Origin of the sequence: Microbacterium sp. STN6, from assembly GCF_026410545.1 — a bacterium.
In the GTDB taxonomy this organism is placed as follows: Bacteria; Actinomycetota; Actinomycetes; order Actinomycetales; family Microbacteriaceae; genus Root112D2.
On sequence record NZ_JAPMIT010000003.1, the window covers coordinates 399102 to 414166 of the forward strand.

Sequence of the window (15065 nt, forward strand, 5' to 3'; positions counted from 1 at the left end):
CGTCGACGACGACGTCGCGACCACACAGCGAAGGAGAAAGCAGTGAGTTTAAAGAAAGTACTTCCCATAGTGTCGCTGGCCGCAGCAACCCTGCTCGCGTTGACCGCGTGCGGGGGCGGCCAGGCCGACGCAGGAGCAGACAAGGGGCAATCGACGACGGACTCGCTGAAGAAGGTGACCCTCATGATGAACTTCACCTACAGCGGGCACCATTCGCCGGTCTTCTACGGCATCCAGCAGGGCTACTTCAAAGACGCGGGAATTGATCTCACGGTGGAGCCCGGAGGCGGCTCGCTGAAGACCGTTCAAGCGGTCGGCGCGGGACACGCGGATTTCGGATGGTCTGATGCCCCGTCCATCATCACAGGGGTCGGAGCAGGTGTTGCCGTGCACGGGCTGGGCGCATTTGAACAGAGTGGCAGCTCGGCCGTGATCTCGCTGGCGGACGAGGGGATCACGTCTCCGAAGGACCTCGAGGGCAAGTCCGTCGGGATCACACCGGGAGATGCTCTCTCGCAAACCTTCCCTGCGTTCCTCAGGGCGAATGACGTGGATCCCTCCACGGTGAAGATCGTGAACGTGGACGCAGCCTCGAAGATCGCGGTTCTCGTCAAGGGCAGCGTCGACGCCATCGTCGGATTCGATGAGAACCAGGCACCCGTCGTCGCGCAGAAGAGCGGCAAGAAGGTCGACACGATGCTGTACAGCGACTACGGCATTCCCATGCTCGGGCTCGGGCTGCTGACGAGTAACAAGCTCATTTCGAGCGATCCCGACTTGGTGCAGTCGATGTACAACGCCATGGTGAAATCGTGGACCGAGGCCGCCGCGCATCCTGACGCCGCAATCGATGCGATCGAGGCAGCCGTCGGCCAACAGCTGCCAGACAAGGCCCTGCTGCTCGAGCAGCTGAAGCGCCAGATCCCCCTGCTGCATTCCAAGGATCGCCCGGACGCTCCTGTCGGCTCCAACACAGAAGAACAGTGGAAGACGACACTGAAGCTTCTTGTGGAGAACGGCGCGATCGAGAAGGCCGGCAGCCCCGACGAGTACTGGGACAATACCTTCCAGAAGAAGGCCGGGGCATGACCAGCGCGACGGCTATCAGGGCCGGGGACTCGGAGACACGAATGGTGCAGGGCGACGCGATCAGGCTCGATGACGTCAATTTTCTCTTCACGACGAAGCGCGCCTCTGTTGAAGCCGTGCGAGACTTCAGCCTTCGCGTAGAGCCGGGCCAGTTCGTCTGCCTGGTAGGTCCATCCGGGTGTGGAAAGTCGACCGTGCTCAAATCTGTGGGCGGGCTGATCAAACCGACATCGGGCACCGTCACCGTCTCCGGTACACGCGTCGTCGGGCCCCGGACCGACATCGGCTACGTGTTCCAGAAGGCCGCGCTGCTTGATTGGCGTGGGGTCAAGGACAACATTCTTTTGCAGGCGGAAATGCGGGGAATGGCGCGCGCTGACGCCTCTCGGAAGGCCGACGCGCTCATTGAAATGGTGGGGCTCAAGGGCTTCGAGAAGTCGCTGCCGCACGAACTTTCCGGCGGCATGCAGCAGAGGGTCTCGTTGTGCCGTGCACTCCTTCACGAGCCTCCGGTACTGCTGATGGACGAGCCATTCGGGGCTCTCGACGCGCTGAGCAGGGAGCGGATGAACGTCGAACTCCATCGTGTGTGGCGTGAGACGGGCACGTCGGTGCTGCTGGTCACGCACTCCATCTCAGAAGCGGTGTACCTCGGTGAGCGAGTCGTGGTCATGAGTTCTCGCCCGGGAACCGTGATCGCAGACATCGACGTGCCGCTCCCGCGAGACCGGGACTACATCGCAACGATGGGAGCGCCAGAATTTCAGGCGACGACCGCGCGCGTTCGCTCTCTCCTCACCGAATGACCAGCCGCCTGCGCCGATGTGCTCGAGCTGCGAGCCAGAAACCGAGGTACTGAATGCTGATTGACGTTGCGGCACACATACTGCCTCCCCGACACCGGGCCGCGGTTGTCGATGCCGCGGCTGATGGCTTCTTCCTGCAGAAGCGCATCCGCGGCGTGCCTGAGCTGTGGGATCTCGACGCGCGGTTTCGCGCGATGGATGAGTTCAGCGACGAGGATTACCGGCAGGTGCTCACGCTAGCCAATCCCCCGATCGAGCGAGTGGTGGCTCGAGACGCCGCGGCGAAAGCATGTCGCCTGCTCAACGAGGAGATGCGGGAGCTCGTTGACGCGCACCCTGATCGCTTCGTCGGCGCATTCGGATGCCTTCCACTCACGTCACCGGATGGCGCCGTTGCCGAGTTGGATCGTGTCGAAGCGCTGGGGCTGGTCGGAGTCGAGGTCTTCACCGATGTCGACGGCGTGCCCCTCGATGACGCCAGTGTGCTGCCGATTCTCGAAGAGGTCTTCTCACGGGGGCTTGCGGTCTTCATGCACCCGCTGCGCGAGATCACGGCAGCCGATTACTCGAACGAGAGCGTCTCGCGCTTCGAGGCCTGGCAGATCCTCGGGTGGCCGTACGCGACCTCGGTTGCGATGATGCGTCTGGCGTTGAGCGGGTTGTTCGAACGACACCCTGACGCCACACTGATCACTCATCATGCGGGAGGCATGATTCCGTTCTTTGCGTCTCGCATCGAGCACGGGCTGAGGCAGCTCGGCTCCCGCACCGACGGCGCAGAGTACGAAGGCCTTGTCGAGTCCCTGCCGCGGCCGCCCGTGGAGTATCTAAGGCGATTCTCGTGCGACACTGCTCTGAGCGGGGGGCCACGGGCCATCGGCCTCGCGGCAGACTTCTTTGGCAGCGAGCGCGTCTTCTTCGGCAGTGACATGCCGTTCGACAGCAGAGGTGGAAGATCGTATATTGCCGACGCTTTGCGCGCGGTACGCGAATGCGGCATGACGACGGAGCACGAACAGGCGGTGCTGAGCGGCAACGCGATCAGTCGGCTGCGGCTGCCTGTCTCGGATCCGGCGTAAGGCTGCCCGTCGCGTGACGAAGAAGGCGAGGCAGGCGGATACAGTGAACGAACCGAGCGAGGGTGCCGTTGGGCGGCGCGTCACCATGGACAAGCTTGCCGAACTGGCGGGCGTTCACAAGTCCACTGTGTCGCGCGCGCTCAGGCCCGGAACGACGTTCTATCAGAGCCCGACCGCGCAACGCATCCGCGCCATTGCGGATTCCGTCGATTTCCAGCCAGATCGTTACGCGGCCAGCCTTCGCACCCGACGCACCGGCACCATCGGTGTCCTGGTGCCGCGCCTCAGTGACAACCTCCAGGCCGTCTTCTACGAATCCGTCGTACGCGCGTGCACATCCCAGGACATCGTGGCGCTCGTCGCCGTGACAGGGGACGATCCCGTAGCAGAGCAGCACGCCGCAAACGCACTTCTGGGCCGGCGCGTCGACGGCCTGATTCTGACGAGCACGCGTGTCAATGGTGAGTATCCCGCTCAACTCGCGCAAAGGGATGTGCCATACGTTCTCGCTCTGCGACACAACGGCACGGATCATTCCTGCGTGGTCAGCGACGATCGGGCGGGCGGGTACCTGGTGACTCAGCACCTGCTCGAGCTCGGTCACCGGCGCATCGGAATCATCGCGGGCCCCGATCATGCGAGCACCGCCGTCGGACGCAGGCAGGGTTTTATGGATGCGCATCGCGACGCCGGCGTGAGCGTTGAGCCGGATCTCGTGCACAAGTCGATGTTCCGGTGGCAGGACGGGTACGACATCGCGACCAAGTGGCTCAGCTCGGCCAACCCTCCGACGGCGATCTTCGCGGTCAACGATGAGATGGCGTTCGGTGTCGTCGCTGCAGCACAAACACGGGGGCTGGATCTTCCGGGCGAGCTCTCCATCGTGGGCTACAACGACATTCCCTCGGCCGCCCGCCCGCCGATGCCGCTGACCACGGCTCGCATGGATATCGGTGCGCTCGCGAGGGCGGCGGTCGATTCGTTGCGCGCGCGCATCGACGGGGAGCAAACCGCCAATCGAACCATTCCCGTCACCTTGGTCGTCCGCAAGTCCTCCGCGCCGCCCTCGTTCTCGGCGCGCTAGATGACGACGCGCGCCGAGAGCGGGTCGAAAGCGCTGGCGCAGAATCCGCTGCGGGGCAGGCTTCTTGCGCTCGTCGGCATCGTGCTCGTCGCCCTCAGCCTGCGAAGTGCGATTGCGGCGGTCTCTCCCATCGTGATCGAGATCAACTCCGATATCAGCATTGACAGCGTCAGGCTGGGCATAATCGGGATGCTTCCGCCGATCTGCTTTGCCGTGTGCGGGTTGATGGTGCCGTTCGGTATCAGGCTGGTGGGCGTCGAGGGCATGACCCTCGTCGCGATCCTGGCCATGGTCGCCGGGCATCTTGTGCGAGCTGGCGCCGATGACTTCACCGGCTTTCTCTCGGGCAGTATCCTCGCGTTCGCAGGCACCGGATGGGGCAACGCGCTCCTCCCCCCGCTCGTGAAGCGCTATTTTCCCGATCGGATCGGCTCGGTGACCTCGTTCTATGTGGCAGCGCTCAGCATCAGCGCGTTCGTTCCTCCACTCGTCGCCGTGCCCATCGCCAACTCCTCGAGCTCAGGGTGGCGGCTGTCGCTGGCCCTGTGGGGGCTGTGCGCCGCGATCGCGGTGATCCCTTGGATCATCGTCATGGTGAAGGCGGGCACTTTCAGACGACGGCCAGAGGATGCGCGCGTGCGCGCGGCACGGGGTGAACGGCTCGCCCTCTGGCGCTCCACAACGGCCTGGGCCATCCTTGTGGTCTTCGCCTCGTCATCGATGACCATGTACGCCATGTTCGCGTGGCTTCCCTCCCTGCTCATGGATGCCTCTCACGTCACGCCCGTGGCAGCGGGAGCGCTGCTCGCCCTTTACGCGGCGGTCGGGTTCCCCACGTCGCTCATCGTGCCAAGGATCGTCGCTCGGCTGAGCAGCGCGGCGCTTCCCATCGTGATCGGGGTCCTGTGCGTTGTTGCCGGGCTCCTGGGCTTCGTCTTCGCCCCCCGTGCGATGCCGTGGCTCTGGGTGACACTCGTGTCGATGGGGCGGGTGCTGTATCCGATCGCGATGACGTTGATCAACACGCGCACCCGGTCGCATGACGAGTCTGCACAGCTGAGCGGGTTCGTCAATGGGGTGGGTTACACCCTCGGCGTCTTCGGTCCGCTGCTCTTCGGCATTCTGCGCGACTCCGGCGGCGGCTGGACCGCTCCTCTGATCTTTCTGCTCATACCCGCTGCCGCGGCGCTCGTCGCGGCCATCCCGTTGAGCCGGCCGACGATGCTGGGAACCGCGCCAGGCGAGCGGCGCCCGCCCCTCCACGAGGTGAGTGAGGTCTAAACGGACCGCCCCTGACCGACCGACCCGAACGAAAACGACGGACATATCGATCAAAAGGGGCGGATGAGGGCGCCATTCGGCGCCCTCCGGCCACTATCACCGTCGTTTTTGTTCGTCGCGGGGCGACACACCGGGGCAAAGCGCGCCGAGAGGCCCGGAAATCCGCGAGATATCGGGGGTTTCTGATACATTCAAGGCGGTCGAAGTGACCAAACGTCGTGGCCTTCATGGTCGGGGCCGTTTCCAGATAACCGCTGTGAAGAACAGCAGATGGTCCGAGGAGGACACTCAATGGCTGAAAAGTCGCTGAACAAGACCGAGCTCGTTGCTGCCGTTGCGGCGTCGTCAGGTCAGAGCCAGGCTGCCGTCGGTGGCGTGATCGACGCGTTCTTCGCCACGATCGCAGACACCGTTGCCAAGGGTGGCAAGGTCACGATCCCGGGCTGGCTCGCTGCCGAGCGCACCGAGACCGCCGCGCGCACGGGCCGCAACCCGCAGACGGGCGCCGAGATCCAGATCGCTGCCGGTCACCGCGTCAAGCTGACCGCCGGCTCGAAGCTCAAGGCTGCCGTCAAGTAGTCTCAGCACTTCCGTACGCGGGGGCATCGACTTCGGTCGGTGCCCCCGCGTTGTGCATGGGGGTATTACTCGCGCATGCATGCACTTGATCAGGAGGAATTGCGCCCGATGCGGCGTGTCTCGCTGCTGCGACGGCATGTCGCGCGGTTCCTCCTGATTAAGCGCAGGCGCCGATAGTGGGCGCATTACTCAGCCAGCGCGAGGGCAGGGACGGGAGGCCGGCTAAGGGCAGGGACGGGAGGCTGGCTGAGGGCGGGACGGGAGGCCGGCCGAGGGGGAGGGAGGCTGGCTGAGGGCGGGGACGGGAGGCCGGCTGAGGGCGGGGAGTGAGGCGCGCGGGCCGGCTTTCAGGTGCGCACCGTAGGCTTGGCTCGTGAACAGGGCCCTTCGCGTCACCGCCCCTGCGGTGCTCGTCGTCGTCGCGTTCGCCGCACTCATCGCCGCCCTGCAGTTCGGGGGTGCCGCCGCCGCGCCGCTGCTCAACGACCCGGGCGCCGGCGTGCGCTGGGGGCTCCCAGCGGCCAAGCTCATCGTGAACCTCGGCGCAGCGGGCATGATCGGCTCTCTCGTGCTGGTGTGCTTCGGTCTGAGCGACCGCGAGAAGGAGCAATCGGCGGCGCTGGATGTCGCCGCGGCATCCGCTGGGGTGATGACGGTCGCCAGCGCGGTGACCGGCTTTCTCACCTACCTGAGCGTGACCGGTATTCCGGTCTCTGACAGTCGCGAGTTCAGCGACGGGCTCAGCTCGTTCATCACGAGCATCTCGCTCGGCCAGGCCTGGCTGTGGACAACCCTCATGGCCGCGACCGTCACCGTGCTCTGCTTCGCCGTGCGCAACAAGAGCATCCTCGCGTTCGTCACGATCTTCGCCCTCGTCACGCTGCTCCCGATGGCGCAGCAGGGGCACGCGGCCGGCACGTCGGGGCACGATCAGGCCGTCACGGCGCTCGGGCTGCACCTCGTGTTCGCGGCCGTGTGGCTGGGCGGCCTGCTCACGGTCGTGATCGTGCACCGCACGCTGACCGGCGCCCGGCTCGTCACGGTGATCGAGCGGTACTCGACGCTGGCGATCGTCTGTTTCGTCGTTGTGGCAGCATCCGGCTATATGAGCGCCGAGTTGCGCATCGGTACGCTCGCGAACCTGCTGACCCCTTACGGCATTCTCGTGCTCGTGAAGGCGGCGGCCCTCGTGGCGCTCGGCCTGTTCGGCGTGCTGCAGCGGCGCTGGCTCATCGAGCGGCTGCGCTCGGGCGGCGACCGGCGCGTGTTCTGGTGGCTCGTGACCGCCGAGCTCGCGTTCATGGGCATCGCCTCAGGGGCGGCCGCGGCCCTGGCGCGCACCGCCACCCCTGTCGCCGAGGTGCTCGGCAAGGCGCCGACTCCGGCCGAGATTCTCACGGGGGACCCGCTACCGCCGCCGGTCACCGCACTGCGCTATCTCACCTCGTTCAACGTCGACCTGCTCTGGCTGCTTGCCTGCGCGTTCGGCACCTTCTTCTACCTCGCCGGCGTGTGGCGGCTGCACCGGCGCGGCGACCGCTGGCCCGTGCTGCGCACCGTGTCGTGGGTGGCGGGCATGCTCCTGCTGCTCTACGTGACCAACGGCGGCATCAACGTGTACGAGAAGTACCTCTTCTCGGCCCACATGACGGCGCACATGGTGCTCACCATGATGATCCCGGTGCTGCTGGTGCCGGGCGCCCCCGTCACGCTCGCGGCGCGCGCGATACACAAGCGAACGGATGACTCGCGCGGCCCGCGCGAGTGGATCCTCTGGGCCGTGCATTCGAAGGTGGCGGCGGTCCTGGCGAACCCCATCGTCGCGGCGGTGCTGTTCGTCGGATCCCTCTGGGTCTTCTACTTCAGCCCGATCTTCAGCTGGGCGACGACCGACCACATCGGGCATGAGTGGATGATCATCCACTTCATCATCACCGGTTACTTGTTCGTGCAGTCACTCATCGGCATCGACCCTGTGCCGTACCGGGCGCCGTACCCGCTTCGGCTCGTGCTGCTGCTGGCGACCATGGGGTTCCACGCGTTCTTCGGCATCGTGATCATGAACTCGACCGGGCTGTTCCTCGCCGACTGGTACGGGGCGATGGGGCGAACGTGGGGCCAGACCCCCATGGGCGACCAGCAGACGGCGGGCGGCATCGCGTGGAGCATCGGTGAGATCCCCACGCTCGCGCTCGCCATCGCGGTGGCGCTGCAGTGGGCGAGGAGCGACGAGAAGGAGAGCCGCCGCCGCGACCGCAACGCCGACCGCACAGGCGACGCCGAACTCAACGAGTACAACGCGCAGCTGGCTCGCCTCGCCGAACGCGACTGAGCGCGCGCGGCCGGGCGCGCCTCTGCTCAGCCGCCGACGGTGATGGCGAGCGAGCCGTCCGGCGCGATGGTGACCCTCGTGAGCGAGACGGTGAACGGCTCGTCGGTGTCGCGCGTTGACATCGAACCGTCGAAGATCGACTGCACCTTCACCGTGAGATGCGCGGTCGCCTCGGTGCTCGGCATGACCCACGCGTCGTCGCCCGCAGTCAGGTGCACCGTCGGGTATGCGACCATGCTCCAGGCCGGCGCCCCCACCACCCGGTCGTCGATCTCGGCGCCCATGGGGCATCCGGTCGGCTGCAGCACGGGCTGCGTGACGCAGGAGTCGAGGTAGTCGTCGAGCTGCGTCTGCACGCGCTCGGTGAAGGCGTCGGTGGGCCGCGCCGTGACCGTCGCCTTCGCGAGCGAGTCCGGCCGACTGACCACGGTGGTCTCCGTGCGCGAGGTGAGCAGCGCGGAGTCGTGCGAGAGTCGCAGCAGGCCAGGCGTGAAGACGAGGTAGTCGGCCGAGCCGGTGAACGAAGCGGATGCCGCGCGCGTCGCCGCGCGCAGGTCCAGCCGATGCCCGCCGATGCTGAACGTTGACGCGTGCTCGACGGTGATGCGCGCGACAGTGATCGGGCTCGTCGCGAACCGCCAGGTGGGGAGGACGCCGGCAATCGACCCGGTTCGTTCGAGCGTGAAGGTGGAGCGGGCGGGGGTTCCGTCGAGGGTGTACGCGACGCTCACGCGGTGTCGGCCGTGTTCGCCTGCGGTGTCGCCCATCACCGTGATGTCGTCGATGCGCGGCAGGATGTCCCCGCGCAGCAGCTCGTGGGACGGGGAGCCGTGGGTGCCGACGGCGGTGAGCTCGGCCTTCGAGATGGGCACCCCGGGCAGCGCGAGCGCTGCGCGGGCATCCTGATCGTTCAGGGCTGAAAGGTACGCACGCACCAGGCCGGCGGGGCTGTAGGTCGTCTGGCGCAGGGCGCCGATGGTGGCCAGGAGCGCGGCGATGAGCAGCGCCGCCAGGATCGACCAGCCGATGACCGCGCGGGTGAACGGGGTGGTCTGGGCGGGCATGACGACATCCTAGGTGGCGGGCGCGGCCTGTGGAGAGCCGCCGCGCTCGGCGCAGGGCGGCGGTACCCTTGAGGGGCCCCCTAGACGAAAGCGCACCGTGTCGAAGCTCACCCTCACGCCGGAGCAGGCGGCCGTTTTCGACGCGATCGAGAACACCCGCCAGCACGTGTTCGTGACCGGGCGCGCCGGCACCGGCAAGTCGACGCTGCTGACGCACCTGGCGTGGCACACCGAGAAGCAACTCGTGATCAGCGCACCCACGGGGGTCGCGGCGCTGAACGTGGGCGGGCAGACGATCCACTCGCTGTTCCGGCTGCCGATCGGCGTGATCGCCGACCACGATATCGAGCAGTCGGCCGAGCTGCGCAAGCTGTTGAACACCATCGACACGCTCGTGATCGACGAGGTCTCCATGGTGAACGCCGACCTCATCGACGCCATCGACCGCTCGCTGCGGCAGGCGAGGCAGCGGCCGGCCGAGCCGTTCGGCGGAGTGCAGCTCGTGCTGTTCGGCGACCCGTACCAGCTGGCGCCGGTGCCCGGCGACGGCGACGAGCGCGCGTACTTCGAAGACACATACCGCTCGATGTGGTTCTTCGACGCCAGGGTGTGGAGCGAGGCATCCCTTCGCATCTTCGAGCTGGGGCAGATCCACCGGCAGAGCGACGACGAGTTCAAGTTCATGCTGAACGCGGTTCGGCACGGCATGGTCACCAGGGAGATCGCCGACCGCCTGAATGGCATCGGCGCGCGACCGGCTCCGGATGACGGCACCATCACGCTCGCCACGCGTAACGACACCGTCAACCGCATCAACGCCAAGCGCCTGGCGATGCTGCCGGGGCGCGCCCTGACGGCGAAGGCGGAGATCACTGGCGAGTTCGGCGGTCGCGCCTACCCGGCAGACGAGTCGCTCGAGCTGAAGGTGGGCGCTCAGGTGATGTTCCTGCGCAACGACTCGGGCAACCCCGACGGCGCCAGGTGGGTGAACGGCACGATCGGCACCGTCACCCGCATCGATCAGAACGTGTTCGTCGACGTCGACGGCGAGATTCACGAGGTCGAGCCGGCGGTGTGGGAGAAGTACAAGTACTCGTGGAACGCGGCGACCAAGAAGCTCACGAAAGACGTGGTCGCCGAGTTCACCCAGTTCCCGCTGCGCCTCGCCTGGGCGGTCACGATCCACAAGTCGCAGGGCAAGAGCTACGAGCGCGCCATCGTCGACCTGGGCGCGAGGGCGTTCAGCCCCGGGCAGACGTACGTGGCGCTCAGCCGCCTCACCCGGCTCGACGGGCTGTACCTGACCCGGCCGCTTCGGCCCGCGGACATCATGGTCGACCCGGACGTGGAGAGGTTCATGCGGGGCGGGGCTGCGGCATCCGCTGGTGTGCTGAATGCGCCGAGCGATGACCCCCGAAAGCAGGCAGAAGCGAGCGTCTAGCCACTCAGCTTCGGCGGTTACAATCGCGTAGCAGGCAGTGGACGACCGTCGGGGGATGGCATGCGGATGACGCGGTGGGGTGTGCGCCGGGTTACGGCCGTGGCCGCCGCCGGCCTGCTCGCGCTGACGATGGCCGCATGCACCGGCACGGCCGACCCCGACGCGGATGATTCGGCCGAGGCGGCGGTCTCGCTGCCGAAGGCGACGAGCGACCAGCTCGACGAGACGCTCAAGCAGGCGATCGACCTCTCGGGCGCGACCGGAGGAATTGCGGGCGTCTGGGCGCCGTGGTCGGGCACGTGGGAGGCCGCGAAGGGCACGACCGCGCGAACCGGCGGGCAGCCGATGAACACCAGCATGACGTTCCGCATCGGCGACATCACCCGCAGCATGACCTGCACGGTGCTGCTCGAGCTCGTGGACGAGGGCCGGGTGAAGCTTGACGACCCAGTGAGCCGGTACCTGCCCGACACGGTGGGGATCGGCGGCATCACGCTCGGCCAGCTGTGCCAGAACACGTCGGGGCTCGGCGACTACACGCACGATATCGGGTCGCAGTTCGTGAACAACCCGACCCGGCCGTGGCCGCAGCTCGAACTGCTCTCGGACGGTCTTGCGGAGGACCGCTCGGGCCCGCCCGGGGAGGGCTTCGCCGACACGGATGCCGGTTTCATTCTGCTGGGAATGGCGCTGAAGAAGGTCACGGGCAGCTCATGGACCGAGATGTACCAGAAGTACGTGTTCGGCAAGCTCGACATGACGTCGTCGAGTTTTCCAGAGAGCAACCCGATGTTGTTCCCCGGCACGCACCCGCACGGTTACGCCGCCACGCTCGATGACACCGGGGCGCCCGTGTGCGATAAGCCGCTCGACGAGACGCGGCTCTCGAACACCATGGCGTGGACGGCCGGCGGGGTGATCTCGACGCTGGGCGACCTGAAGGTGTTCGCCCGGGCGCTCGCCACGGGGTCGCTGGTTTCTGCCTCATCGCATAAGGCACAGCTGAACACGGTGTCGATGGGCGACGGCACGGCGGGGTGGCAGGGCTACGGGCTCGGGGTCGAGACCGATGGGCCGCTGGTGGGGCACTCTGGCGAGATCCCGGGGTTCATCACGGCCATGCTGAGCGACCCGAAGTCCGGGCTGACGGTCGTGATCATGCTCAACAACTCGCGCTCGGGTGCCGCGTTCGCGACTCAGGCGGCCATGCAGCTCGCGTCGATCGGCTCAAAGGCAGAGGCGTCGAAGGATGCCGGCGATGGCGCGGGTTCGAAGGGCGGCTCGAAGGGCGCATCCGCCTCTTCCGGGCGGCCGATGATCGCGCTGCCATGGTCGAAGGATCAGGCGGCGGCGGCCATGCAGCAGCTCGCCGTCTGCCAGGAGGCGGCGCCGGCGTCGTAGTGCGTGCCCTGCCTCGTAGAATCTGAGGCATGCCGATCACGCCGGACACGAAGGACTGGACCTGGGTTCTTGAGCGCCCGTGCCCTGGGTGCGGGTTCGACCCGGCAGCGGTGTCGTTCCGCGCGCTGCCGGCGCTGCTCGGCGAAACCGCGAGCCGCTGGGCTGAGGTGCTGAGTGGCGACGGCGAGCGCATCCGCCCTGATGACGCGACGTGGTCGCCGCTCGAGTATGGGGCGCACATGCGCGACGTCTGCCGGGTGTTCGCGGAGCGGTTCGCGCTGATGCTTGCCGAAGACGACCCGCAGTTCGCGAACTGGGACCAGGATGCGGCCGCTGTCGCCGAGCGCTACAACGAGCAGCGACCGGCGATAGTCGCGGCGGAGCTCACCCAGGCGGCGCAGACGCTCGCGACGCTGCTGGGTGAGGTTCCGGATGCCGCGCTGACGCGAACCGGTCGTCGCGGAGACGGCGCGCGCTTCACCGTCGACTCGCTCGGCGCCTACCTCGCGCACGAAGCCGTGCACCACGTGTGGGACGTGACGGGCGAGCGGTAGTGGGTCCGCCCGGGCGTGGGTTTCGAGACGCCGCTGCGCGGCTCCTCAACCCGCGTCAGTGTCGGGCGCGGCTCCTCAACCCGCGTCAGTGTCGGGCGCGGCTCCTCAACCCGCGTCGGACAGGTCAGGCGCCCTGCGGGAGTGCCTGGGTCGCCTCGACGGTCTCGATGACGGATGCCGCGACCGCTTCCACGCTCGCTCCTCCGTGCCGCACGGGCGCGATCGTCTTGTTCGCGGCGGACTCGTAGGCAGCGAGGATGATGCCGAGCACATCGATGCCCTCGCGCTCGGTGTTCAGCGGACGGGTGCCGTCGATGAGACACTGCGCGAAGTGGCCGATCTCGGCCGCGAACTCATGCACAGGCTCGAACTCGAGGATCTCGGCCTCATCCGATCCGCGCAGGCGGTAGCTGAGCGTCGTGCCGTCGCTGGTCAGCGACCCCTTCTCGCCGACGACCGAGAAGCGCTCGGTGCTGTCGGCAGCCTGGTACGCCCAGCTCGTCACGATGTGGCCGACCACACCGTTGTCGAAGCGCACGAGAACCTGAGCCGAATCCTCACCCTCCATGAACGCGAGGCGGTGTGTGCTGAGCATCGAGGTGACCTCGACCGGCACGCCGCCCGCAAGGTGCATGAGCAGGTACGTGGGGTGGTAGCCGGTGTCGATGAGCTCGCCGCCGCCGCTCGTGGAGGCGTGCGCGCGCCATCCCATGGTCGACGGATCGAAGTCGTTGAAGAAGCTGTCGGTCGTGCGCACCTCGTACACGTGCCCGAGCACGCCGTCGTCGATGAGCTGCTTCGCCTTGGCCACGGCCGGCAGGAACAGTTGGTTGTGCGCGCACATGAGCGTGACCCCGGCGGCCTCGACCGCCGCGGCGACCTCGTCGGCCTCCTCGACGCTCAGGCACAGCGGCTTCTCGCACAGAATGTGCTTGCCGGCGCGCGCGGCGGCGACGATCGCATCCTTGTGCAGGTGGTGCGGCAGGCAGATGTCGACGGCGTCGATCTCGGCCTCGGCGAGCATGGTGGTGTAGTCGGCGTAGACCTCCGCGCCGAACTCGTCGCCGCGGCGGTGCGCGTTCTCGACCACAGGGTCGGCGACGGCGGCGAAGGTGACGATGTCGGGGTTGCGGCGGTAGCCGGCCACGTGGGCGCCGGCGATGCCGCCTGCGCCGATGAGTCCGATGCGGACGGGAGCGGGTGTGGGGGTGGTCATGGGGTGTGCCTTTCGAGGTGGGGGTGTGGCGGGGGATGGGTTTCGAGACGCGCCTGCGGCGCTCCTCAACCCTCGTCCGAGGGGTTTCGAGACGCGCCTGCGGCGCTCCTCAACCCGCAGTGTCCGGGGAGATGGCGCGGCCGGACGCGGCCGACGCGTTGGAGGCGACGACGAGGCGGGTGAGCTCGACTGCGGCGGCCACGTTCTCGTCGGTGCTGGAGCCGTCGTGGATCGCGGTGACCCACTGCGAGAAGGCGTCGGGAGCGGCATCCGCTAGCGTTACCTCGCTCCAGGCCTCGGGGTCGAAAGCCGACCCCTTGGCCAGCAGCTTCTCGCTGCCGAATCCGAACATGAGGCTGCCCTCGGTGCCGCGCAGTTCGAGCGTGTACGCGCCGGGCGTGGTCACGAGGCTGGCCTCGAAGACGCCGAGGCCGCCGCCGGGGAACTGCGCCGTGACGGTGGCGTTGTCCTCGACGGCGCGGCCCGTGACGCTGGCGTAGCTGGCGAGGATGCTCGTGGGCGCCTCGCCGTGGAACAGCCGGGTCAGGTAGACGGCGTGGCAGCCGAGGTCGGTGAGCGCGCCGCCGATCGCCTCGGACGGCTCGCCGAAGCGCTCGGGCAGCCAGCCGTGCACCCAGCCGTCGTGGGCGAGGCGCACACGCGTGTAGGTGAGGTCGCCGAGAGAGCCATCGGCGAGGATGCGCATGATCGTCTGCGTTGCCGCCTCATACAGGCGCGGCAGGGAGACGACGAGCGCGACACCGGCGCGGGCGACCTCGTCGATGATCTCGTTGCACTCCTCGACGGTGGGGGCGAGCAGCTTCTCGGTGAAGATGTGCTTGCCGGCGCGCGCCGCCTTCACCATGATGTCGCGGTGGGCGGTGGTCGCCGTCGTGACGGTCACGGCGTCGACATCGTCGCGGGCGAGAAGCGCGTCGAGGTCGGCCTCGAAGTCGGTGCTGAATTGCTTGGCGCCCGCTCTGCCGCGCTGCTCGTCGTCGTCCCAGACCGCGACGAGGCGGGTGTCGGGGTGGCGTTCGATGGATTTGGCGTAATCGGCGGCGTGCACGTGCCAGAAACCGAGAACGGCGACTCCGAGTGGATGGGACATGGCCTGAAGGGCCTCCTTGCCTGGGGAA

The 15065-nt window shown here is 67.4% G+C and carries 13 protein-coding genes; 10 read left to right on the plus strand and 3 right to left on the minus strand.

All coding sequences use genetic code 11. The annotated features are described in order from the left end of the window. Positions 1-42: 42 nt before the first annotated feature. The 7 genes from OSC27_RS11065 to OSC27_RS11095 all read left to right on the plus strand — a co-directional run bounded on the left by OSC27_RS11065 (position 43) and on the right by OSC27_RS11095 (position 8250). Complete coding sequence (locus OSC27_RS11065; protein WP_267181507.1) at positions 43-1089, plus strand: ABC transporter substrate-binding protein; 1047 nt, start codon at positions 43-45, stop codon at positions 1087-1089. Then, on the plus strand, positions 1086-1895 hold the full coding sequence (locus tag OSC27_RS11070; RefSeq protein WP_267181508.1) for an ABC transporter ATP-binding protein: 810 nt from the start codon (positions 1086-1088) through the stop codon (positions 1893-1895). The genes OSC27_RS11065 and OSC27_RS11070 overlap by 4 nt, the downstream gene beginning before the upstream one ends. A 53-nt stretch (positions 1896-1948) precedes the next feature. Continuing rightward, a complete protein-coding gene (locus OSC27_RS11075) occupies positions 1949-2974 on the plus strand; it encodes an amidohydrolase family protein (protein WP_267181509.1) in 1026 nt (341 codons plus the stop codon). A gap of 13 nt (positions 2975-2987) precedes the next feature. Further along, positions 2988-4058, plus strand: a complete 1071-nt coding sequence (locus OSC27_RS11080; protein ID WP_267181510.1) for a LacI family DNA-binding transcriptional regulator — start codon at positions 2988-2990, stop codon at positions 4056-4058. Beyond that, positions 4059-5339: a CynX/NimT family MFS transporter gene (locus tag OSC27_RS11085; RefSeq protein ID WP_267181511.1), complete on the plus strand. Its 1281-nt coding sequence runs from the start codon at positions 4059-4061 to the stop codon at positions 5337-5339. Between the two features lie 291 nt (positions 5340-5630). Then, the gene (locus tag OSC27_RS11090) at positions 5631-5918 is read left to right on the plus strand and encodes an HU family DNA-binding protein (RefSeq protein ID WP_267181512.1); all 288 of its coding nucleotides are present in this window, start codon (positions 5631-5633) and stop codon (positions 5916-5918) included. Positions 5919-6291: 373 nt separating this feature from the next. Then, a complete protein-coding gene (locus OSC27_RS11095; RefSeq protein WP_267181513.1) occupies positions 6292-8250 on the plus strand; it encodes a cytochrome c oxidase assembly protein in 1959 nt (652 codons plus the stop codon). 26 nt (positions 8251-8276) lie between these two features. Here OSC27_RS11095 and OSC27_RS11100 read toward each other — a convergent pair whose 3' ends face one another. Continuing rightward, complete coding sequence (locus tag OSC27_RS11100) at positions 8277-9314, minus strand: hypothetical protein (protein WP_267181514.1); 1038 nt, start codon at positions 9312-9314, stop codon at positions 8277-8279. A gap of 97 nt (positions 9315-9411) precedes the next feature. Between OSC27_RS11100 and OSC27_RS11105 the strand changes: the two genes are divergently transcribed. From OSC27_RS11105 to OSC27_RS11115, 3 genes are all read left to right on the plus strand, one after another. Beyond that, positions 9412-10755 carry an ATP-dependent DNA helicase gene (locus OSC27_RS11105; protein WP_267181515.1) on the plus strand — a complete coding sequence of 448 codons (1344 nt, stop codon included), beginning with the start codon at positions 9412-9414 and terminating at the stop codon, positions 10753-10755. A gap of 66 nt (positions 10756-10821) precedes the next feature. Further along, positions 10822-12156 (plus strand): serine hydrolase domain-containing protein, encoded by a 1335-nt coding sequence (locus OSC27_RS11110; RefSeq protein ID WP_267181516.1) that lies wholly within the window; start codon positions 10822-10824, stop codon positions 12154-12156. Positions 12157-12185: 29 nt separating this feature from the next. Beyond that, on the plus strand, positions 12186-12710 hold the full coding sequence (locus tag OSC27_RS11115) for a DinB family protein (RefSeq protein WP_267181517.1): 525 nt from the start codon (positions 12186-12188) through the stop codon (positions 12708-12710). Between the two features lie 124 nt (positions 12711-12834). On the opposite strand, the gene OSC27_RS11120 is transcribed toward OSC27_RS11115, so the two are convergent. Next, the gene (locus OSC27_RS11120) at positions 12835-13926 is read right to left on the minus strand and encodes a Gfo/Idh/MocA family protein (protein WP_267181518.1); all 1092 of its coding nucleotides are present in this window, start codon (positions 13924-13926) and stop codon (positions 12835-12837) included. Positions 13927-14035: 109 nt separating this feature from the next. After that, complete coding sequence (locus OSC27_RS11125; RefSeq protein ID WP_267181519.1) at positions 14036-15037, minus strand: Gfo/Idh/MocA family protein; 1002 nt, start codon at positions 15035-15037, stop codon at positions 14036-14038. Between the last annotated feature and the right edge of the window lie 28 nt (positions 15038-15065).

Excerpts from the sequence above, each read along its gene's own strand:
- OSC27_RS11125 (WP_267181519.1), bottom strand. The coding sequence starts at position 15,037 with ATGTCCCATCCACTCGGAGTCGCCGTTCTCGGTTTCTGGCACGTGCAC.
- OSC27_RS11090 (WP_267181512.1), top strand. The coding sequence starts at position 5,631 with ATGGCTGAAAAGTCGCTGAACAAGACCGAGCTCGTTGCTGCCGTTGCG.
- OSC27_RS11075 (WP_267181509.1), top strand. The coding sequence starts at position 1,949 with ATGCTGATTGACGTTGCGGCACACATACTGCCTCCCCGACACCGGGCC.
- OSC27_RS11110 (WP_267181516.1), top strand. The coding sequence starts at position 10,822 with ATGACGCGGTGGGGTGTGCGCCGGGTTACGGCCGTGGCCGCCGCCGGC.
- OSC27_RS11120 (WP_267181518.1), bottom strand. The coding sequence starts at position 13,926 with ATGACCACCCCCACACCCGCTCCCGTCCGCATCGGACTCATCGGCGCA.
- OSC27_RS11085 (WP_267181511.1), top strand. The coding sequence starts at position 4,059 with ATGACGACGCGCGCCGAGAGCGGGTCGAAAGCGCTGGCGCAGAATCCG.
- OSC27_RS11100 (WP_267181514.1), bottom strand. The coding sequence starts at position 9,314 with ATGCCCGCCCAGACCACCCCGTTCACCCGCGCGGTCATCGGCTGGTCG.
- OSC27_RS11070 (WP_267181508.1), top strand. The coding sequence starts at position 1,086 with ATGACCAGCGCGACGGCTATCAGGGCCGGGGACTCGGAGACACGAATG.
- OSC27_RS11115 (WP_267181517.1), top strand. The coding sequence starts at position 12,186 with ATGCCGATCACGCCGGACACGAAGGACTGGACCTGGGTTCTTGAGCGC.